The following is a 21350-nucleotide window of genomic DNA, read 5'->3' as shown; positions in this document are numbered from 1 at the left end:
CAGTCCTCCTAGATGAAGCGCTGGTTGACGCGCGCGGAGAGTGCTTCGGCGCTTTCCTTGCGCTCGGAGTAGCGGTCCACCAGGTATTCCTCCCGGCCGCGCAACAGAAGCGTGAACTTCATCAACTCCTCCATCACGTCGACAACGCGGTCGTAGTAGGGCGACGGCTTCATGCGCCCGGCCTCATCGAACTCCAGGAACGCCTTGGGCACGGAGGACTGGTTGGGAATCGTGACCATGCGCATCCAGCGGCCCAGCACGCGAAGCTGATTGACCGTGTTGAACGACTGCGAGCCGCCGCACACCTGCATCACCGCCAAGGTCTTGCCTTGCGAGGGCCGCACCGCTCCCAGCGCCAGGGGAATCCAGTCGATTTGCGCCTTGAACACGGCGGACATCGAGCCATGGCGTTCAGGTGAGCACCAGACCTGGCCTTCCGACCACATCACCCGATCGCGCAGTTCCCGCACCTTGGGATGGTCCGCGGGTGCATCATCGGGCAGGGGCAGGCCGGACGGATCGAAGATGGCCGTTTCGGCGCCCATGAGCGTCAGGAGGCGTGCCGCTTCCTCCGTCAGCAACCGACTGAAGGAGCGTTCGCGAGTTGATCCATAGAGCAAAAGAATGCGCGGCTTGTGCGTGGGCGGGCGGTACTGGGCGAGCCGCTCATCGCTAGGTATATCGAACAGTGACAGGTCCAGGTTCGGCGCATCGCTGGGGTTTTCCTGGGTAAATTCGTTCATCAGAGCTCACCAATCCGGTCCAGCGCCTGCTTCAACTCCGTAGGGTTGAGCGCTTTGAGATTGAGAGAGAAAAACGCGGTGAATCGCTGACGGATATGCGCAACCGTCGCGTCAAATGCGGCCTGGACCTCTTCATCCGTGCCGCTGACCTCGGACGGATCGGACAGGCCCCAGTGGCTCTTGATGGCGGGGCCGAAGTACACCGGGCAGGGCTCGCCGCCGGCCTTGTCGCACACTGTGATCACCAGGTCCGGCGGATTGTCGGCAAAGCTTTCCGAGCCCTTGCTATAGAGTCCCGAGGTGTCCACGCCAAGCCCTTGCAAGGTGCTTACCGCGCGAGGGTTCAAGCGCCCGCTCGGGAAGCTTCCGGAACTGACGGCCGTCATCCCTTCAGGCGCCATCAGGTTGAACAGGCCTTCGCTGAGCACGCTGCGGCAGCTATTGGCGGTACACATGAACAGAACTTTCATCGTTGTCTCCTGGGCTTGGATGCTCAACCGCAGGGCCTGGGGTATGAGCGGGATGGGAAGTGTGAGAGGGCGGCCAGCCTTTGATTGTCTCGGGCGCGGGATCAGCAGCAAGCGGCCTGGCGAACAGGACGGTCTGCCATGGAGGTAAGGCGGTCGGTGCTCCGGTCGACCCAGGCTCGATTGGCCTTGAGGGTCACCTGGAGAATGTCCTCGACCCACTCCGGCAACTGCGGGTGCAGGCGGTAATAGATCCATTGCCCTTGGCGGCGATCCTCCAGCAGTCCGCAGATGCGTAGCTGGGCAAGATGACGAGAAATTTTCGGTTGGCTATCGTCCAGCGCCCAGATGAGTTCACAGACGCAAAGCTCTCCCTGTTCGCAGAGCATCAGCATGATCCGAGCGCGGGTCTCGTCACCGAGGCACTTGAAGACAGTGGCGGGGGAAAGGCTCATGGTGGCGTCTCGCAATACATATGGATATTCGTATATTCGAATATACATATTTATCTAGCGTGGCGATAGTGCCGGCGCAACGGACTTGGGCGAGATGTCATCGTCTGCGGCTTCTATTCATCGGCGGGTATAAATCAACAGCAAAACGGCCCCCTGTACCGAGCCCGCCGTGTGTGCCGCATCCGGCGCACGGCAACAGTAGTCGCCGACATTCAGTGTTCGCTCCTGATCAAAGAAGGAGCCTTGCAGTACGAACAACTGCTCCAGCTCTCCGGCATGGGTATGACTGGCGACCTGGGCGCCGGGATCGACCTTCATCAACAGGGTCTTTTCACCGCGCTCGGGGTCCTCGAACAGCGGCTTGATCCAAAAGCCTTCCGCCGCCGTCGGCAGCCATTCATCAGTGGAAGACGAATGATAAAGCGAGCCGCTGACCGGGCCTTGAATGCCGTTCTTGGCGCTGATTTTCCAGGAGGGGGCTTCATTGTCTGGCATGTTTTGCACCTGGGAGTGGGTTGGCTTACAAGTCCTTGACCAGTCGCAAAGCGTCGTAGATCGCGGCATGGGTGTTGCGCGCTGCCACCGCATCGCCGATGCGGAACAGCTGGAATTTGCCGTCCGGATTGGTCACGAGCTGTTGCGGGTGGCCGACGATCAGGTCCTGCTGCTCAACCACGCCACCGTTGCTGGACGCCGGTTTCAGCTCGAAATACAGCTCGTCCAGCGGTCGGGTGCCGTGGTTGACCACCACTTGATCGACGCGCCGGACCTTGCGCGCACTGCCATAGTCGCTGTCGATGGTTGCCAGCAGCTCGGTGCCCTCGCGCTCGACGGCGAGCAGGCGGAAGGTGACGGTGAAGGTGGTATCCAGCGCTTGCAGCGAGCGCATGTAGGGCACCAGGTTCATCGCCATGACCTCTGGCGCGAAGGTCCGGTCCGGCGTCATGATTTCGATTTTCGCGCCGGTTTTGGCAATTAACTCGGCGGCTTGCAGGCCGGCATGATCACCGGCGTCGTCGAACAGCAGGACATTGCGCCCGGGTTTCACATCCCCGGAAATAATGTCCCAGGCCGAGACCACCAGTTCATTGCCGGCCGAGAGAATCTCGGTGTGGGGCAGGCCGCCGGTGGCGACGATCACCACGTCCGGGTTTTCGTCCTGCACGGTGCCGGCTTCGGCCCAGGTATTGAAGCGAAAGCTCACGCCGCGCGCCAGGCACTGGGCCATGCGCCACTCGACGATGCTGATCATTTCCCGCCGCCGTTCCGATTGCGCGGTGAGTCGAACCTGCCCGCCGGCCTGGTTGGCGGCTTCGAACACCACCACCTCATGGCCACGTTCCGCCGCCACCCGTGCCGCTTCCAGCCCGGCGACACCGGCCCCGACAATCACGATCCTGCGCTGGCGCGGCGCCTTGGGGATGTCATGGGGCATGCTGGTTTCGCGGCCGGTGGCCGGGTTGTGGATGCAGTAGGCGGCCCCGCCCTGGTAGATCCGGTCCAGGCAATAGTTGGCGCCGACGCAGGGACGGATATCCTCTTCACGACCCTCGATGATCTTGCGCACGATATGCGGATCGGTCATGTGCGCGCGGGTCATGCCGACCATGTCGATCTTGCCCGAGGCGATGGCATGGCGGGCGGTGGCCACGTCCGGGATCTTCGCCGCATGAAAGGTCGGGAATTGGGTGGCGGCGCGAATCTCCCCGGCAAAGTCCAGGTGCGGTGAGTTGCGCATGCCCTGGATCGGAATCAGGTCGGTCAGGCCGGCATCGGTGTCGATATGCCCGCGCACCACGTTGAGAAAGTCCACCATGCCGCTGTCTTTCAGACGCCTGGAGATGTCCAAACCATCGGCCTGGGTCAGCCCGCCGGGCATTTGCTCGTCGCCGGTATAACGCACGCCGACGATAAACTCATGGCCGACGCGCTGGCGGATGGCCCGCAGGATGTCGAAGGTAAAGCGCAGCCGATTGTCGATGGAGCCCCCATAGGGCGCCTCGAGGTCGTTGGTCAGTGGTGACCAGAACTGATCCATCAGATGCCCATAGGCTTGCAGCTCGATGCCATCCAGGCCGGCGGCCTTCATCCGCTCGGCGGCATCGGCATAGTCCTTGATGATGCGTTCCACATCCCAGTCTTCCATCTTCTTCGGGAAGGAGCGATGGGAGGCCTCGCGTTCGAACGACGGTGACACCACGGGCAGCCAGTCGCCCTTGTCCCAGCGCGTGCGCCGGCCCAGGTGGGTCAACTGGATCATCACCGCCGCGCCATGCTCGTGGCAGGCGTCGGTGAGGTCGCGCATCCAGCCGACCACCTCATCCTTGTAGGCGAGGATGTTGTTGAACACCGGCGGACTGTCCCGGGAAACCGCGGCCGACCCCGCGGTCATGGTCAGGGCCACGCCGGCCTTCGCCCGCTCCACGTGGTAGGCGCGATACAGCGCCTTGGGCATGCCGTCCACCGGATAGGCCGGTTCATGGGCGGTGGTCATGATGCGGTTGCGCAGAGTCAGGTGCTTCAACTGATAGGGCTGGAGGAGCGGATCGTTCAGCATCGTCAAGACTCTCCGGAACAGGGCAGGGACCTCGGTTGAAATTACGGTAGGGCGAAATGTACACCTGTGTCAACAAGCTGGACACAGGTGTACATTTTGCTTGCGCAGTGCTGGGTGAGGGATTAGGATCGAGCCATGAACGAACCATCCAAAGCAGTAGAAAGCGGCTGGAGAGGGTCCCTGGAAGGGTGGCTCGACGCCGCGTATGAAAGCCTGACCGAGTGCGGTGTCGACACGGTCCGGGTGATGCCGCTGGCCAAGAAGCTGGGGCTGTCGCGCACCAGTTTCTATTGGTTCTTCAAGGACCGCGAAGAGCTGCTCGGCGCCTTGATCGAACGTTGGCGGGTGAAGAACACCGGCAACCTGGTCGCCCAGACCGAGTGTTATGCCGAGAGCATTGCCGAGGCGATGCTCAATGTTTTCGACTGTTGGCTGAACCCCGACCTGTTCGATTCACAGTTCGAGTTCGCCATGCGCAGCTGGGCCTTGCAGTCCGCAGAAGTGGCCGAACATATCCGGGTCGCCGACATCGCCCGACGTGAAGCGTTGATCCGGATGTTCAGGCGTTTCGACTATGACTTCGACGCCGCCGATGTGCGGGCGCGAACGATCTACCTGACGCAGATCGGCTACATCAGCACCAACACCCGGGAGGATATCGGCGAGCGCATGCGGCGGATTCCCGAGTACGTGAAGATCTTTACCGGCCAGGAACCCCTGGAGCGCGAGTTGAAACGCTTCTACGCCCGCCATGGGTATGTCACGGATGACGCGTCACCCCCCAACCCGCAATGACCGCGACTTCTGACTGACGAAGGCAGGTTCATATGTTCGACGCACCCACGATAGGCATTATCGGTGGATCGGGATGGCTTGGCCGCTCGATTGCCCAGGCGCTGCTCGACAAGGCGTTTATCCCGCCCGAGGCGTTGGTGCTTTCGAACCGCAGCGGCCGTCACCCGTTACCGGGCGCCAGGCGCTCGCAGGTGACGCTCACCTGTGACAACCAGGCCCTGGTGGAGCGTTGTGAGGTGATCATCCTCGCCGTACGTCCCGAACAGTTTGCCGAGGTGGAGATTTTCGCTGAAAACCGCCTGGTGATTTCCTTGATGGCCGGCGTGCCCTTGGCGGAGGTGATGGCGCTGACCGGCAGCCGCCAGGTGATCCGCGCCATGGCCAATGCCGCCGCGCAAATCGGCAAGTCCTACACGCCCTGGTTGGCCGCGCAGGCGGTCAGCGACCCGCAGAAAGCCTTCGCCCAGCGGCTGTTCGAAACCTTCGGCGGCGCCGATCAAATCTTCAGCGAAGGTCATTTGAACTACCTCACGGCGCTGGTGGGGACCGGGCCGGCCTACCCGGCGCTGCTGGCGCGCAGCCTGCTCGAACATGCCCTGGGCGTCGGCCTGCCGGCCGCCATTGCCCGGCGTGCGGTGAACGCCGTGGTGGTGGACGCCAGCCAACTGATCGGCCCTGGCTACAGCGTCGATGAACTCTTGCAGACACTCATCAGTTACCGCGGCGTCACCGCCGCGGGCCTTGAAGCCATGATTGCCGGCGGCTTCGATAAAACAATAAAAGCAGGTCTGGATTCGGCGGCCTCGGTCGCCAGTGCCATGGGTCCATTTGTCCATTCTGCTGACACCCAAGAAGGTCCGATGACGCGGTAGTTGGCCCTTCCTAACTCTGGCCGCAATCGAGGTTAGCGTTTATGAATATAAAGTCTTTCTCGAAGACGGGACTTGCCCTGGGGATCGTCGCCTTCAGTGGATGGGCGGCAGCAGCGGAGTGCGGCGATGTGACCATCGCCAATATGAACTGGCAATCGGCCGAGGTGATGGCCAACGTCGACAAGTTGATCCTCAATGCCGGCTACGGCTGCAATGCCAGCCTGGTCACCGGCGATACGGTGCCGACCATCACCTCGATGGCCGAAAAAAGCCGACCCGACATCGCCCCGGAAGGCTGGATCGACCTGGTGCCCGAGGTCGTCAGGACGGGCATTCAGAGCGGTAACCTGATTCAGGCGGCGAACTCCTTGTCCGACGGCGGCTCGCAGGGTTGGTGGATTCCGAAATACATCGCCGACGCCCATCCGGACATCAAGAGCTTCGATGATGTGAAGAAGCATCCGGAACTGTTTCCGGCCCCGGACGACCCCAAGAAAGGCGCGATCTACAACGGTCCGCAAGGCTGGGGCGGCACGGTGGTCACCAGCCAGTTCTACAAGGCCTACGGTTTCGAGAAGGCCGGTTTTGTGCTGGTGGATACCGGCTCGGCGGCGGCGCTGGACGGCTCCATCGCCAAGGCCTACGAACGCAAGGCGCCCTGGCTGGGCTTCTACTGGGCACCCACCGCCTTGCTGGGCAAGTACCCGATGGTGAAACTGGACAACGGCCATGCGGTCGATCCGGCGGAGTGGAAGCGCTGTAACACGGTCGCCGACTGTCCTGATCCGAAACCCAACGGCTGGCCGATCGATCGGGTCTATACCTTGACCACCAAGTCCTTCGCCGCGCGCTCGCCCACCGTCATGGCCTACCTGAACAAGCGCGCCTGGTCCAATACCACGGTGAACAAGCTGATCGCCTGGATGACCGATAACCAGGCCACCGGCGAGGAGGGCGCCAAGTACTTCCTGAAAAACAACGAGGCGCTGTGGAGCCAGTGGGTCAGCCCTGAGGCGTCGAGCAAGATCAAGGCCGCGCTGTAATCCCGCGGAGCCATGCAGTCCGTTGCGACGGGCTGCATGGCTCCCTTGGCGGCGACAACAATAAAAACACCCATGTATTGAAACGACCTGCCAGCGTTCTTACGGTCTTCTACGAAAGGGGAATGTCATGGAGTGGTTGCTCAGCTTTCCACATATGGATGACGAAAGACTCCGCGCCTTGAAAAAGGTCATCGACGGGGCCTTTCGTCATTTCACCAGTACCTACGGCGATGCGTTCGAAGCTTTTTTCCAGCCGCTGCAAGTGTTCCTCAATCAATCCGAACGGTTCATGACCACCACGCCGTGGCCGGTCATCATTGTGCTGGTGGCGCTGATTGCCTGGTTCGCCAGTCGCAGCTGGCGCATCGTCCTGGGGTGCGTGTTCACGCTGATGGCGATCGGTTATCTGGACATGTGGACCGACACCATGAAAACCCTGTCGATGATCTTCGTCTGCACCGTCATCTCCATCGTCATCGGCTTGCCCACCGGCATTGCCATGGCCCGCTCCAATCGCCTGCGCAACCTGATCAGCCCGGTACTCGATGTGATGCAGACGTTGCCGAGCTTTGTCTACCTGATTCCGGTGGTGATGTTGCTGGGCATCGGCAAGGTCGCCGGGCTGATCGCCGTGGTGGTCTATGCCTTGCCGCCGATGATCCGCCTGACCAATCTCGGCATTCGCCACGTCGATGCCGAAATGCTGGAGTGCGCCGATGCCTTTGGTTCGTCCAGTTGGCAGAAACTGAAAAATGTCCAGTTGCCGCTGGCGTTGCCATCGATCATGGCCGGCATCAACCAGACGATCATGATGGCCCTGGCCATGGTGGTCATCGCCTCGATGATCGGGGTCGAGGGGCTCGGGCAACCGGTGCTCAAGGCCATTTCCAACCAGTACTTCACCCTGGGCATGTTCAACGGCCTGGCGATTGTCGGCATTGCGGTGATCTTCGACCGGGTCAGCCAGGCCTACGGCAGAAGACTGCAAAAGCACCTGGAGCGGGTCCATGGCCACTAATCCGAGCGATGATTTCGGCATCGAAATCAGGCATCTCTACAAGATCTTCGGTTACCAGGCGCAAGCCAGTATCGAGCGGGTCAAGCAGGGCATGAGCAAGGCTGAGCTGCTGAGCCGGCACAGTCATGTGCTGGGCCTGAAGGACATCAATATCAGCATGCCATCCGGCGGCATCCAGGTGATCATGGGGCTGTCCGGGTCGGGCAAATCGACCTTGATCCGCCATATCAACCGCCTGATCGAGCCCACGGCCGGCGAAGTCATGGTCGGTGGCGTGGATGTGCTGAAGATGAGCCCCCACGAGTTGCGGGAATTTCGCCGGCACAGCATTTCCATGGTGTTCCAGAAGTTCGCGCTGCTGCCGAACCGGACCGTGCTCGAGAATGCCGTCTATGGCTTGGAGATCCAGGGCATGGCCCGTGGCCGGCAAGTGGAGATCGCCATGGGCTGGCTGGAGCGGGTCGGCCTCAAGGGCTACGAGCGGCACTACCCGAATCAGCTGTCCGGCGGCATGCAGCAGCGGGTCGGCCTGGCCCGGGCCCTGGCCAGCGACGCACCGATCCTGTTGATGGATGAAGCCTTCTCGGCCCTGGATCCGCTGATCCGCATGGACATGCAATCGGTGCTGCTGGACCTGCAGAAAGAAATCAGGAAGACCATCGTCTTCATTACCCATGACCTGGATGAGGCGCTGCGCATCGGTGATCGTATCGCGATCCTGCGTGACGGCGAGGTGGTGCAACAAGGCACCCGGCAGGAGATCGTCATGAGCCCCGCCGACGACTACATCGCCAACTTCGTCAAGGAAGTGAACCGCGGCCGGGTGATCAGCGTCGAGGCCATCATGCGTCCGTTTGTCCAGGTCAAGGCCCAGGCCGCGCTGACGGTCCCTCTGGGGACGTCACTGGAGTCGGCGGTCAAGCGGCTGGTTGAGGCCGGAGTCGATGAACTGGTGGTGACGGACAGCCAGGGGCAGCCCGTGGGGCAACTGGCGCTCAAGTCGATCATCGCGACCATGGTCACCTCGACCGTGAGCGAAGCGTCGTCGGTGGCTCAGTCAAGAAACGTGGCGCAGGCGCTGCTGCGCTGAGAGATCAAGCCCAGGGTGGCTCGATCTCTCGGGGTTTGACTAGAACTCCGGGATCAAGGCTGTTCAAGGGCTTTCAGGGGCGAGCTGTTGGTGCCACGTCGCATCAGGTGGCCGATGCTCATGATCACCAGCGGCGTGAACAGCGCGATATAGGCATTGTCGATGCCCCACGGATTGCCGGCCAGGAACCATCCGACGGTCGCCACCAGGGAGGCGATAATGCTGATGAACGCGGCTTTCGGCGTGCCGAATTTAGGCGCATAGAACACCATCAGCACCAGCACCGCCAGGGACGCGCGCAGGGCTTTGCCGAGGAAGGCGATCATCAGCACCTTGTCGGAGGTCAGGGCCAACGCGATCGGCAGCAGGCCGACGACGACGGTGGCCAGCCGGACAAAGCGCAGGGATTTGACGTCGCTTTTTTCCGGGTTGAACCAGGGCTCGTAGAAGTCCCGCAGCAACAACGTGGCCGAGCCCATGCTCACCGCCGAGATGGTGCCGAACAGCGAACCGGCCAAACCCGCTACCACCAGGCCCGCGGTCAATTGATCCATGCTCGCGATCAGGCGCGGAAAGGCTTGCAGCGAATCCACCTGGGGAAACAAGGCGGCGCTGCACATGCCGATCAAGGCCGCGCCGATACCGAAGGGAATCATCAGGCCCGCGCAATAGAAGCACGCCCGTTGCGCCTTGCCCGCGTCGCTGACCGTGTTCACTGCTTGAATCACATACTGGGTGGAGAAGATCGAGCCGATGCCGGCAATCATCCAGGCGATGATCTGACCCCAGCCGATGGCGGTCCAGTCGAACATGCTGGGCGGCAGTTGAGTGCGCAGTGCGCTGATGCCCCCCACCTGTTTCAAGCCGAACCACAGCGCCAGCCCGACGCCGAGGTACTTGAGGCTGGCGTGGACGAAGTTGGTATAGATAACCGAGCGCATACCGCCGATGCTGACGTACAGCACCGACACCACGCCGACAATGATGATCGCCAGGGTGCGATCAACCTGCAGCACACTGGCCAGCACCGCGCCGCCGCTGGCATAGATGGACACCGCGACGATTTCCAGGGCGAAGATGGTGATGATCGAGGTGGCAAAACGGGTTTTCTGCCCGTAGTTGCGCGACAGCACGCCGGAGATGGTGTTGTCGCCCAGATCCTTGTATTTGCGCGCCAGCAGCCAGGCGAACAACACAAAGCCCAGGGCCAGGGCGAAGAGGTTCCAGGCGGCGGAGATACCGGTTTTGAAGCCGGTTTGCGCGGTACCGATACTGACGGCGGTGCCGATGAATTCCGACAGCATCAAAAAGCCGATCAGAAACGCCGGAAAGTGCCCGCCGCCGGTGGTGTAGTTATTGGCGCTACGCGAGTGCCGACGCACACCGAAACTGATCAGCGCGAGGCTGAGCATGTAGAACGCGGTGATGGAAAGGACGATCCAGGAGGAGTGGGGCTGCATGGTCATTACCCGATCAACGTGAGGAAGGTTGAGGGAAATGCAGCAGGGGCGCGTTCGCAGGCTGGGTTCATGGTGATGCTCTTTAAGTATTATTGTGATGCGTTTTAGCTTCCTGGCTTTTGTTTGCGGTGTCTAATATTGAGTAAGTATTGGTGAATACCTTAAAGGTATCGGTGCGTGCCAAAAAGACGTTGAACTATTGGGGATGAAACATTCCGATTACCCTTGTAGGATCGGTCCTTCAATTCCCGACGAGTCAGAAAAATGGATGTTCACTCGATTCTTGCCTTCACCCTGGTTGGGGGTATTGCCATCGCCAGTCCTGGTCCCGCGACGTTGATGGCATTGAACAACAGCATTACCTACGGCCCGCGCTCCACCCTCTGGTCGTCACTCGGTAATGCCAGCGGCCTGTTCTGTCTGTCGGCGGCGGCCATGCTGGGGCTCGGGGCGTTGCTGGCCAGCTCCGAATGGATGTTCAACGCGGTGAAGATTGCCGGTGCCGGTTATCTGTTCTATCTGGGTGCCAAGCAGTTGTTGAAAAAGAGCCCGGTGCTGGCAGGTGAAGCTCAAGGTCACCCGACCCGCAACAGACCGTCGCGCGGCAAACTGTACAAGTCGGCGTTCCTGACTGCGGCCACCAACCCCAAGGCAACGATATTTTTCACCGCGCTGTTCCCGCAGTTCATCGATCAGAGCGCTGCACTGCTGCCGCAATTCCTGATCCTCACGGCGATCTTCATGGCTTTGTCGCTGACGTCCTTGAGCCTGTATGCCGCACTGGCCTCTCGCGCCAAAGGCCTGCTGATCCGTCCCGTATTTTCCAAATGGTTGAATCGGGTGGTGGGGTCGACTTTTATTGGCTTTGGTGCGGCGGTATTGAGCATGCGTCGGCAGAGTGTTTAGGGATGGGGGAAGCAGTGGAGCGTGAGCGGTAGCAATTGGCCAATAGCAGCCTGTTGCTAGCGCCCCTTTAGCTAGCCATCAGTTCAATAATGGTTTTTGGATATTAAGCATGAGGGTGCGCATAAAGTGCGGCTCAATGAAAAAGACCCGCCTGTCACAGACAATTTTGGCTTAGTCGCTGGCTTTTAAGAAAGGCTCTGCATGACAATCATGCTATCTGGAGAACGGGCTCGGAATACTCATTTGCAACCAGTAAACTCCGCTTGCACACCTGTTTGGCCTTATATGATCGCCGCTCGATTTTGTACAAACCAATGGTGGTGTGAGCTTAAAACTGACCCGGAGCATCTCCGCTTTGCTGAACAAATCTATTAATGGACTACCCGGATACCGGGGGTTTGAGTATCAGATTGAAGCAACCGTTTGGGTCGCGCTTCACCTGATGCTTAGGGAAAAGCGCTGCGACATGATCGTTGTCGAGCCCCAAAGTGCTGAAGATCTGGAGCTTGCTGTCAATACTGACCAGAGCTCTTCGTCAGTGGAGTTTACTGTTAGTCCTGCCAGGCGTCTGGTATTGCAGTTCAAAACTCGCAGTACTCATCCATGGACCAAGAGCGCGCTGAGTGGCGTAGTGGGAAATGGCCTCCCAATTGAACGTCAGGGAAGTGGGCCTCCCCCCCGTGAGCGCGCCTTAGAAATGTTGATTCAGCGTCACGACACGACTTATGTGCTCGTGACAGATGCAGGCGTGGATTCCAACATTTCCCGTCTAATTGCGACCTCGCTGCTTGGCAGTAGTGCGACCAGTATCCCAACCGGCATCTTGGACAATCAACTGAAGTCATGTGCCCCGGCTCTGAACGGTCGCTTGGCGGTTTTGCCATCAGTGACACGCGAGCTTATCCTTTTCAGGACCAACGATCTCATCTCGCGTATCGCTAAAGTGCCACATGTTCGCCTCGATGCATGCGTGGAGTCGCTCAAGTCGCAAGTTAGGAAGCGGCTGCTGGGCGAGCTTGCCGGCGAATTCGATCTGGCTGATCTGGAATCTACACTAAAAAAATACGGAGGAGTATTCGATAGTCCTCCCATGGATGGATATTTTCCGCCAGACGACGTGGCAAAACTCGAGGCGTTTCTTTCTGAGCAGAACGTGCTGGTGCTGCTCGGGAAACCAGGCATGGGCAAATCATTGCTTGCCTCGTATCTTAGTCACCTTCATCGTCGGTACAACCCGCCGTTTATGATTCATCATGAGCGAAACTCGCCTGGCGTAATTGAGCGCCTAATGCAGGAGCCGGGGCCGGCTCTATTTATCATTTCTGACCCTTGGGGTGTCAGCAATAACAAGGGACGAAGCGAAATGACACATGATTTGTCACGGATCATTGGTTCCGCTAACGCAGATAAACGGTTCATTATTACATCCCGCGATGATGTATATGACGACGTCGATGTGATAACGCGAAGGAAGCTTGAGAGGTTCGAGATAACACTTTCGGTGGAGAGTTACGCTGAACTCTCATTATGGGGCATGGTGGTGCGTCATCTTTCAACTCAGTCCAGCGCCCTTGAGGTTGCACAAGGATTTCGCTCGCAAATCCTTTCCGAATTGAGGAGTCCTGCTGAACTTGATCTCTTCGGAGTGCTGCTTTCTAAGACCAAAAAAGTAACTTTGGACGCATGGGCGGAAGCGCTGCGTGATCTGATTTTTGAAGACCAACCATGGACGGCTCCGCACTCTGCAGATACTAACGTCATGGATTTGATAAAGCATGCCGGTAGTGTGGTTTCGGGCCAGTACGCACAGGAAATACTGTCAGAATGGATGTCGAATCACACCGCCTACATTGCTGCTAGTTGGGTGTTGTTTGAGTCATTTGAACATTTGAATGAGCTTGAGTTCATAAACTTATTGGACTCGGTAAAAGCGCTTGCTAAAGGGCGGCCTCCTCGAGATTTTATTGAACTACTCAAAAAAACCAAGATTGTAGAAGAAAGGGATGGATACTTGATCATTCACTCTCTAAGTCTAGGTGGTATGCGTGATTTGCTTAACTCTTCAAGACATGATGCGTTGCTGGTAATTGAAAAGATTGTCATGCGTTACGTGTCTTTGATGTCGGAGGCGGACGAATTTAATCACTTGGGACGTGCGCTGCGTATTCTGGAGACGTGGAGCAAGTGGAACGTAGGTCCAGTAGTTGGTTTTCAAGATGTGATTACGATAATTGATAGTTTTCTGGAAGGGAAATGCCTGGGAAGCGTCGGTGAAGACTTTCAGCATGCTGTATTTATGGCTGCTTGGTGGCCTTTAGCTAATAACAAGTTGGTACAGTTAGCGGGGTCATGGAGGGCCCGCGAACCCAGTTCGGATTGGTATCCGCCGGATTTTTCATTGTCCGTGATTCACGATATTATCACATCTGGCTATGCCGAAAAGTTCCTTCCTTTATTTGTGAGTGAGGTGATGCCAAATACGTCAGTCCATTATGGTCGGAATATTCAAGCATTCGTCGCACACATCTGTTGCTTCGATATTGATCTCGGGCCTGCGGCCCGCTCTGCACTAGATCTGATATATTACAGGTTGACCGTTGATGATGGCAGTAATGCTCACCTTGACCCGGATGTGGATCTTAATCTCAAACCGTTGAAGGCTTTATTTACTAGGTGTACAGGCGAGCCCTATCCTGAACTCCCTGGGCCAACGCCTGATTGGGAGTTATGAATTTCTGAAGAGGCCGGGGCGAGTGGGGGCGGTGTGAGCACCGGCCCCATCATCCACTCCGCACTCCTGACCTACCTTTGCGGCAGTATTGATATCGGTTTGATCCATATCCAGATCGCCGTAGGTTGATAAGGATTGAGTACGATAGGCGGGCCATCAGTGGCTCGCGTTAGTGGTTCTCTGAACGTCGCTGCACGCCTGCGAGAAAGTACCTACGCGAGCTTGAATCGCCCCTGCTTTCGTAGATCACTCGGTGACTGCTTAATGGCCGAGTGCTGTCTTTTACGAGAGCAGCAATCGACCCATATCAGACCATGAGTACTGATATCGTTTGGGGGGATGGCCATTGAGCGGGGCTGCTAGCCCTTCGACAACGACTATCCGTCAAATTTTGGCTTGGTTCGTGAAGTATTCGTTGGCTTTCTGTATTAGGTCCGCAGTGAATTTTCCCCGTTTAATGGCGTCGGATGTCGGTTTACCGGTATCCTTAATGATTTCTTGGCATATCTGGAATTTATCTATGTAGGCTTTGTCTTCAGATAATAAGGATGTGATTATTTTATTTGCATAACCTTCTGCCGCTTTGGAGGATGGAGCCGGCATTTCGGTGTTTTCATGCACTACCCACTTGTAAACTTGAATTACGTGCCATCGAAGCTTTATAAAGTTGTGGGCGCCATTCTTTCGGCCGTTTACTAGTGTGTTGTATTTGTATAGGGCTAGTGCTGAGGCGTAGTAGAGTGACTCGTGATCGGCGTCGCAAAATAAATCTTTTCCGCTAGAGGAAAAGATCTCCTTTACATATCGAGCAGAGTTGTGCGGTTGGTTGAGTACCATCGCAGCGTAGCATCGTGCCAACTCACGTACGTCGAATATTCGGGTATTCTGAAAGCCGGAGGTTTTATATTCTTGCTCTCGGCGCTCAAAGTAGATTTTGTTTTCAGAAGCTGCTTTGTCGTTTTTGGCATCGAAATATCTTTGAACCAGCTTGGCCTTGTTTTTGAGGCCGTGAAATGATTCTGTTTGAACTTCGGTTTGGTTGTTCGTTGCTGATATTATGTCTTCCGATACATCGCTATTGGCTGACTCAATAAATTTTATAATTATGTTTACTGGCTTGGTTAGCAGGTGCTTGTTGAAGAATAATGTGTTACTTGTTTGACAGCCATTAATTATCTGGTAATTGGTGAGGCTGATTTCTTTGGTGTTCGGGGTTAGGGTGAGTTCGGGGGTTACGATGGTGATGCCGTTATTTAAAACTGAAAACAGATCTTTTTTATTGATATCTTCCAGCGTGGCTTGGATTTTCCCATTTACTTCATTGGTTTTTCCAAGATAGGATCGGATATTTTCTTCGAACACACGATGGTTAAGATTTCCCTCACTGTCTGAAATCACGTTCTCAACAAAGTCGAGGGCGTTAGCTATTCCTATGTATGATTGAGGTATGTTGGGAATTTTTGGCATCCCAAAATAATCAATTAGTTTCAGTGTTGCTTCATTGGTTTCAGTTACGTTCGCATAAAGCTTGAGAAGCTCAGCGCGCCCCATAGGGGTTACATGAGCCTCGTGGAAAAGTTCTGTGCCAATTACTTTTCTTTTTAATGCGTCAAAAGAAGCTTGTAGCTCTCTTTCGCTTTTATAGTTTCCGCTAGTACAGTAGTAGGCATGAAAGCTAGGCAGGCGATTTTTTACTTTCTTAAGGTTTCTCAGGATTATGTTGAATATTTTTAGAGAGCTAACGTTTAACTTTCCTTGTGGGTATTTAGGTTTCAAACTAAGAAAATCTTCAATGCCTACGCTAAAATTATTTATGTCGGATTTTTTGAAGGCGTCACCACTTTTGCATTGCGTGAAGATTATCTCAATGCTTAAATTTGTTTTGTGCTGCGCAAAAACATTGGTGGCGTCGTCGGCCGTTGTGATTAGGTCGCCATCGATTATGATCGATATTCCATCAATGGACGCATCGTCCTCGTCAGTGGTAATGTCTTTAGGGTTGAAACGTCCCAGATAGTGTTTCGAGGTTGTGCAGTAATTGCAGAAAAATTCGAATAGCTTCGACTCGCTGGTCTTTTTAGAGAATTGAAACTCTTTCTGTAACTCTTCGATATTTTTTTCGATGATAATGTGCATGATAGGTCCTTCTGATGCAGTGGCGTATGGCTAGTATGCCATCAATCCCAATTGGCAGCTACGCGGTCACAATCGTTTTTCCGCATACAGCCGGCTCCTCAAGAGGCATCACGTTCTTGAAAATTTTGGCCTACTACTGCGCCCTCAGGGCTGCGCCAGGCAGTTCAAATGCCTACCCGATTTACTCCGCTAACTGATACTAAACGATTGCTTCTGGCCGATAGCAGCCAGTCTGCGGGGCTGCTATCGACAGAGCGGACCGTTACGTTTGGTGAACGGGCAGGGGAGAGCTTTACAGCTTCTGGCCGGAGATTCGCTAATCATCCCAGCCCGTTTCCCTGTAGGGGGGGGCTTGTTCGGGGAAATCCGTCTGGCACTCCCCCAATCAACACGCGAAATTACCTTCCAAAAAAACTCATATTTCCCACACGTTTCAGGCATGGGAGAATATTGCGTGCGCCAAACGTCGAGGCTACTGTTCAAGTGTCGCTGCAAATTCAGCGACACGGGTGTGGAAACTCGTAAAGGAATCGGCGCACATGGCCGCATAAGCGGCTTTTTTGTCTTCGCTTTATGGCGGGCTGTGCGTGGGACACCTATGGTGTGCCGGGTTCCTATTCTCCGGTTTTCCACCCCGCGCACAGTTCGCCACCCTTCGCGTGGAAACGAAATGGCGAACTCCTAAATTTGAATAGGGAGGTCACCATGACCAAGAAAATTACCCCCGATCCGCCGACCGTTCGCAAAGCTCTCAGCACTGCGGATAAAGAGACATACCTGCGTAAGCTCCCGGACACTCCGTCCAACGAATCCGAGCCAGCCCCGGCCAGCACGCCACGTTTGCTCGATACCCTCGCATTCACCAGCTCCAAACCCGTCACCCCCGAAGCCCCCTACAAACCCACGCTATTCGCCATCCAACCCGGCATCACCGCCCAGGACGCCCTGGTCTACGTTTCCAATCTGCTCGAAACGGCGGAACTCAATGGCGACGAAATCAGCCTGCACACCAACCCGGTCGAACGGGCGTTGTTCTGGGGCATGCTGCATTCGGTGGAGGTGGCGCGTGCGGTGGTGGATGCCTTGTTGGAGGGCGAATCCCCGTCTAATCAGCTATCGTCAGCGTTGGGCAACCCTCCGAATGGTTGAGGTCGCCAGCCAATAAGGCGCCCCCCGTTTCCAAGGCGTTGAGTATGGGGCGAAAAGGAGACGTATTTATTTAGAGCAAATAGATACGTCCACCTTTTGGACTCGAATCATGAAGTCACCTGTTTTTTGTAACGTGTTCTGTCTGCAGAGGCTCCGTTTTGGCCGATTGCGACAGTCAGCAATCGGCCAAGAGCAGTCATTCAAAAAAGTCTAAAAACTCGGTGCCATTGGGATTACCGCCGGTGACAAACGCAGTGCACCGTAAACCTTGTAAATCTGGCGGAATCCTCGACCACCCAATTGCGTGTAAGCTGGACCGGTTAAAAAAATGAACGTTCACCTATGATGTCAAGCTTCTCAGGCACACAGGAGACGGGGAACTCGCTCGCGCCCCAAAGGAGCCTCCAAAAATAATTTGCAACTCATCATCCGAAAGGTTCGCGAGACCTTTGCAAAGCGCGTGATGCCAAGAGTTGTAATCTTTTTTTCTTTCACTAATGTAGATCTGATCGTCGATTACTTCGGCACGAAATTTTATAGGCGAACTGTATTTTTCGGACGAAATCCTCAGTGTTTCTAATGAATCTAATGTTCTGTTGATGTAGGAAGTTTCGTCTAAAGATATTTCCATATGGTAGTCAATGCGCAACTGTTCCTCCTCAGTAAACGGTGAGCGGTCATATGATAGATCAAAGCCAATTATGCCGCACTCAAGGCTTACGGCGGTATAAACATTCAGTTTGTTCAGTATATGCTTGTCGAAGTATGGATGAAGCGGGCTTATTGGAGCACCATGAGCATTTAATGAATTTCGCTTGCTATTACAACTACCGCAGGAAGGTAACAGATTCAGACTGTAAACTGAGAATTCAGGATAGGAAGTTTGGGGCAAATAATGTTCAATAGTACGAGCACCATCACCTCCGCAAAATGGGCAACTATTGAGTCCGTTGATATACAGCTCCGAAATCCAGCTCAAACCCGCTCCAATTGGTTTATTGGAGTATGCATTTTCGAATTCTGCTCGCTGTACTGCGTCGATCCCTATTGGGATAATAGAAGGCGATCCCTTTTTTAGTACGTATTCGCGATAGGCTATTTTTATTTGCGTGCTAATACCGGCTAAGCTTTTATAATGAGCAATTACCCTTCCCAATATTGACCTATCAAAAACACGCTTATAGGAGAGAGATCTCAATTTAACTCTCCTTGTCGCTTCATCAACTCTCGAATTTTTACGAGCATATCCATGCTTAAATAGCTACTGTACTTATCTACAATCTCATTGAGGCTAAGATTTGATGCTGCAATTTCAGAAGCTATCTTGGTGTGAAAAGATGTAACAAGACTATCTCCAAAAACCGAGTTCGATAACGCGGTAACACTGGCACCAAGAGTATTCATGTATACGCCCTCGACGCTTACATTTTTTGAGTCGTCTGTTTTTATCACATGCGCGCAGTGGGATGGCACTTCACGGACGACATATGCAGAGTGTGTTGCAATTAATGCTACAGATGAGGTTGCTTCGAGTACCATGTAAAGCAAATTCATAAATTCGGTTACAAGATTTGGGTGTAGGTGTGTTTCTGGTTCGTCAATTAAGACAATTGTTCCCTGGCTGGCAGATGTCAAAAAATGCGTGGCGAAGCGGAAGTACATTTTTTGCCCACTACTCAGAGGAATGGCCAGATTTTTATCCACTCGAAATGCGAGATCACGGGAAAAATCAATTTGGCCCAATATTTCCAAGACCCTCATTTCTCCTCCCCGGATCGAATTTATCCCTACCCATTTGTTTCCATTTTCTTCAGTAATATATGACGAGCTAACGGCTTCCCGGAGAATAGGTACAAGTAAATGAGCCGAAGGTATTACTTTTTGTAAGATTTTTTTTAATAATGAAAATCGACTATCGGCACCAATTAAATCTGTGTCATCTCGTATGATGTCGACGAGTAATCTTGGAAGAACTTCCGAGCTATCCAACCCGATGTCGAAGTACTGATAGTCGAGAGGGCCTGCAAGATTGGTACTGCGAGGTAAAATATTCCCAGGGTCAGAAGAGTAAGTAATTACCCTGCTATATATGGGAAGCTCTATCCAGTCTGATTCATCGACCCCAAAGTCTAGCGGAGTCATGATCTTATTATTAGAATCGTACAACTCCGACTTTTGGTCATCAGGTATTGATGAGTTTAGTTTCGCCATTATGGCCAACACAAGATTATTCAGATATCTTGTCTTTCCGACCCCGTTCACGCCAATTAGGCAGTGCACTCTATCTGGGATGAATTTTATCTCGTGGTAAGGATACGTTATTATATGCTTGCTTTGAAAGCCTTGTAGCTTCGTCGAGAAGCTAAACGGAATTTTAGCTTCTTCTTGTGGTTGTCTACGAAATGCTGATTTGAAACCAAAACGAAAAGCTTTGTACGGGCCTAAATCTCGAAGTACAGCGACAGAAAATTCTTGTGTCTCAATGATTTTCTCGTACGTGCTAGCAGTAATTTTACCTGCATGAGCTAAAGCATTGATCTCGTGGATAGCAATAAGAAGGCTTTCAAAATCCGCACGTGTCATTTTTGAGGCGAGATCATTATAACTTTTTTGTGTCGCTAATACTAAAGAGTAATTGGGGAAGATTTTGTTTTTTTCTTTCCGTTTAGTTTGATCAGCGTTTGCAACTTGGAGGTACTTTATCCATTCGATTACTGAAGACTGTGGGATATCCTCAACAAATGGTAATAGTCTGGCCGGAAAGTCTGTATAAACACCTTTGATTAAGATTCTAACGTTCACGCGCAATGTATGGCCGAAATCGTTCCAGCCCGATCCTGTCGGGTATATCGCGACTTTGTTTGGGGCGTTGAGGGCTGTTGCTTCCTGGTGAAACCTTACTTCCCACATCCCTTTAATCCTTGAAAAATTGTTTAGGGCTTCACTGCCTGCAGCAAGCAGCCGTTTGTAGTTAAGGTTGGCTGGACAGCGATTGCTGGGGAACAGCGGTGTTTTGTGTTGCCCCTTTTTCTGAGAGGCTAGCAGAATGACATCCCGTAAAGATAGTCTGCCCGCTCCCTCTGCAAGCAGTTCAGATGCCTGCTAACAGCCGCTAGCAAGCACGACGTCGGCAGTTAGCATGCGGTGGGCATCTACCTTATATCTAGAAGTCGTGGGCTTTCGGGGGGATATGCAGAACCGCGAAACCATCATCGTCGATGACCAGCCGCCATGCGTGAAGCGGTACTCCTAGTACTGGGGGTGAAGTTTCTTGCCCTGGCGGATGAGCAGAGCTGCATCGAACGCGTTGAACTGATGCGCCTGGTGCGGGACTGGAACGCGGATTCGGGAAATATCGCTATGTACTTTGCCCACCGTTCACTCATGCCAGCCGAGACCGAGGTGCTCATTGACTTAGTGAGCGAGATATTTGATCAAAGGCAATTTGCCCAGCGCTTTTTTGGAAGTGGGTTAAATTCTCCTGTGCCTGCGTCGCTGAATTCGATGGAATTAATTTTCCCTTTCGTTCACTCCGTCAATTTCAGCTTTCGGTCGATGTCTACCGGCGTCAACGGCAGCTATTGGCCGATCTCTGCCTGTCGCGAGGGCCGTAATCGACCCATAGCGGGTGCCCAGACATTCAAACCAAACGAGTAGATAATCGACTGCTATTCCAGCCATTTCCAGTGCGTATGAACAACGAATCTTCTCAACGCGAATCTACAGGCAGTGCAGCATATAACCTTGCGCAGGCCCACGGTGCCCGGCCCCTGTCCGTTGATGGCTATCATCAAACGGTAGAACTGTGCGGTCGCGTGGCCTGCGGCTGGCTGTTCCGCTACAGGATCATTTGCAGCTTGGACATCCCAGCGCATGACCAAGAATCATTCGCTGGCGCTGTAGGTTGCTTGGTTGCTGACGACGGAGA

At 54.6% G+C, this 21350-nt stretch carries 18 protein-coding genes; 9 read left to right on the top strand and 9 right to left on the bottom strand.

The window, feature by feature from the left end; genetic code table 11:
• Positions 1–8: 8 nt before the first annotated feature.
• From arsH to M5C71_RS16350, 5 genes are all read right to left on the bottom strand, one after another.
• Complete coding sequence (arsH, locus tag M5C71_RS16370) at positions 9–743, bottom strand: arsenical resistance protein ArsH (RefSeq protein WP_248768267.1); 735 nt, start codon at positions 741–743, stop codon at positions 9–11.
• Positions 743–1213 carry an arsenate reductase ArsC gene (locus M5C71_RS16365; protein WP_248768266.1) on the bottom strand — a complete coding sequence of 157 codons (471 nt, stop codon included), beginning with the start codon at positions 1211–1213 and terminating at the stop codon, positions 743–745. Before M5C71_RS16365 ends, arsH begins: the two co-directional genes overlap by 1 nt.
• A 101-nt stretch (positions 1214–1314) precedes the next feature.
• On the bottom strand, positions 1315–1665 hold the full coding sequence (locus M5C71_RS16360) for a metalloregulator ArsR/SmtB family transcription factor (RefSeq protein ID WP_103496819.1): 351 nt from the start codon (positions 1663–1665) through the stop codon (positions 1315–1317).
• 117 nt (positions 1666–1782) lie between these two features.
• Positions 1783–2160, bottom strand: a complete 378-nt coding sequence (locus M5C71_RS16355) for a cupin domain-containing protein (RefSeq protein ID WP_248768265.1) — start codon at positions 2158–2160, stop codon at positions 1783–1785.
• A 25-nt stretch (positions 2161–2185) separates the two neighbouring features.
• Positions 2186–4222, bottom strand: coding sequence for an NADH:flavin oxidoreductase (locus tag M5C71_RS16350; RefSeq protein ID WP_248768264.1), 2037 nt, complete (start codon positions 4220–4222; stop codon positions 2186–2188).
• A 135-nt stretch (positions 4223–4357) separates the two neighbouring features.
• On the opposite strand from M5C71_RS16350, the gene M5C71_RS16345 reads away from it, so the two are divergent.
• The 5 genes from M5C71_RS16345 to M5C71_RS16325 all read left to right on the top strand — a co-directional run bounded on the left by M5C71_RS16345 (position 4358) and on the right by M5C71_RS16325 (position 9040).
• Positions 4358–5017, top strand: a complete 660-nt coding sequence (locus tag M5C71_RS16345) for a TetR/AcrR family transcriptional regulator (protein ID WP_103496816.1) — start codon at positions 4358–4360, stop codon at positions 5015–5017.
• Between the two features lie 32 nt (positions 5018–5049).
• The gene (locus tag M5C71_RS16340; protein WP_248768263.1) at positions 5050–5889 is read left to right on the top strand and encodes a pyrroline-5-carboxylate reductase dimerization domain-containing protein; all 840 of its coding nucleotides are present in this window, start codon (positions 5050–5052) and stop codon (positions 5887–5889) included.
• Positions 5890–5930: 41 nt separating this feature from the next.
• Positions 5931–6932 (top strand): ABC transporter substrate-binding protein, encoded by a 1002-nt coding sequence (locus M5C71_RS16335; RefSeq protein WP_103496814.1) that lies wholly within the window; start codon positions 5931–5933, stop codon positions 6930–6932.
• Positions 6933–7059: 127 nt separating this feature from the next.
• Positions 7060–7950 (top strand): proline/glycine betaine ABC transporter permease, encoded by an 891-nt coding sequence (locus M5C71_RS16330; protein ID WP_248747343.1) that lies wholly within the window; start codon positions 7060–7062, stop codon positions 7948–7950.
• A complete protein-coding gene (locus M5C71_RS16325) occupies positions 7940–9040 on the top strand; it encodes a glycine betaine/L-proline ABC transporter ATP-binding protein (protein ID WP_248768262.1) in 1101 nt (366 codons plus the stop codon). The genes M5C71_RS16330 and M5C71_RS16325 overlap by 11 nt, the downstream gene beginning before the upstream one ends.
• A 53-nt stretch (positions 9041–9093) precedes the next feature.
• On the opposite strand, the gene M5C71_RS16320 is transcribed toward M5C71_RS16325, so the two are convergent.
• Positions 9094–10500 carry a sodium:solute symporter family protein gene (locus M5C71_RS16320; RefSeq protein ID WP_248768261.1) on the bottom strand — a complete coding sequence of 469 codons (1407 nt, stop codon included), beginning with the start codon at positions 10498–10500 and terminating at the stop codon, positions 9094–9096.
• Positions 10501–10764: 264 nt separating this feature from the next.
• Here M5C71_RS16320 and M5C71_RS16315 point away from each other — a divergent pair, with 264 nt between their 5' ends.
• A complete protein-coding gene (locus M5C71_RS16315) occupies positions 10765–11406 on the top strand; it encodes a LysE family translocator (protein WP_248768260.1) in 642 nt (213 codons plus the stop codon).
• 355 nt (positions 11407–11761) lie between these two features.
• The gene (locus M5C71_RS16310; protein WP_248768259.1) at positions 11762–14137 is read left to right on the top strand and encodes a hypothetical protein; all 2376 of its coding nucleotides are present in this window, start codon (positions 11762–11764) and stop codon (positions 14135–14137) included.
• 384 nt (positions 14138–14521) lie between these two features.
• Here M5C71_RS16310 and M5C71_RS16305 read toward each other — a convergent pair whose 3' ends face one another.
• On the bottom strand, positions 14522–16273 hold the full coding sequence (locus M5C71_RS16305; RefSeq protein ID WP_248768258.1) for an AIPR family protein: 1752 nt from the start codon (positions 16271–16273) through the stop codon (positions 14522–14524).
• Positions 16274–16978: 705 nt separating this feature from the next.
• Between M5C71_RS16305 and M5C71_RS16300 the strand changes: the two genes are divergently transcribed.
• A complete protein-coding gene (locus tag M5C71_RS16300) occupies positions 16979–17422 on the top strand; it encodes a hypothetical protein (RefSeq protein WP_248768257.1) in 444 nt (147 codons plus the stop codon).
• Positions 17423–17762: 340 nt separating this feature from the next.
• Here M5C71_RS16300 and M5C71_RS16295 read toward each other — a convergent pair whose 3' ends face one another.
• Positions 17763–18620 carry a hypothetical protein gene (locus tag M5C71_RS16295; protein WP_248768256.1) on the bottom strand — a complete coding sequence of 286 codons (858 nt, stop codon included), beginning with the start codon at positions 18618–18620 and terminating at the stop codon, positions 17763–17765.
• Positions 18617–20332: an AAA family ATPase gene (locus M5C71_RS16290; RefSeq protein ID WP_248768255.1), complete on the bottom strand. Its 1716-nt coding sequence runs from the start codon at positions 20330–20332 to the stop codon at positions 18617–18619. Before M5C71_RS16290 ends, M5C71_RS16295 begins: the two co-directional genes overlap by 4 nt.
• A gap of 321 nt (positions 20333–20653) precedes the next feature.
• Here M5C71_RS16290 and M5C71_RS16285 point away from each other — a divergent pair, with 321 nt between their 5' ends.
• A complete protein-coding gene (locus tag M5C71_RS16285; protein WP_248768254.1) occupies positions 20654–21079 on the top strand; it encodes a hypothetical protein in 426 nt (141 codons plus the stop codon).
• Positions 21080–21350 lie beyond the last annotated feature (271 nt).

It is taken from the genome of Pseudomonas sp. MWU12-2345, assembly GCF_023242385.1.
GTDB classification, from domain to species: domain Bacteria; phylum Pseudomonadota; class Gammaproteobacteria; order Pseudomonadales; family Pseudomonadaceae; genus Aquipseudomonas; species Aquipseudomonas gingeri_D.
Note: the sequence above shows the minus strand (reverse complement) of the source record. Positions and strands in the feature narration are given on the sequence as shown.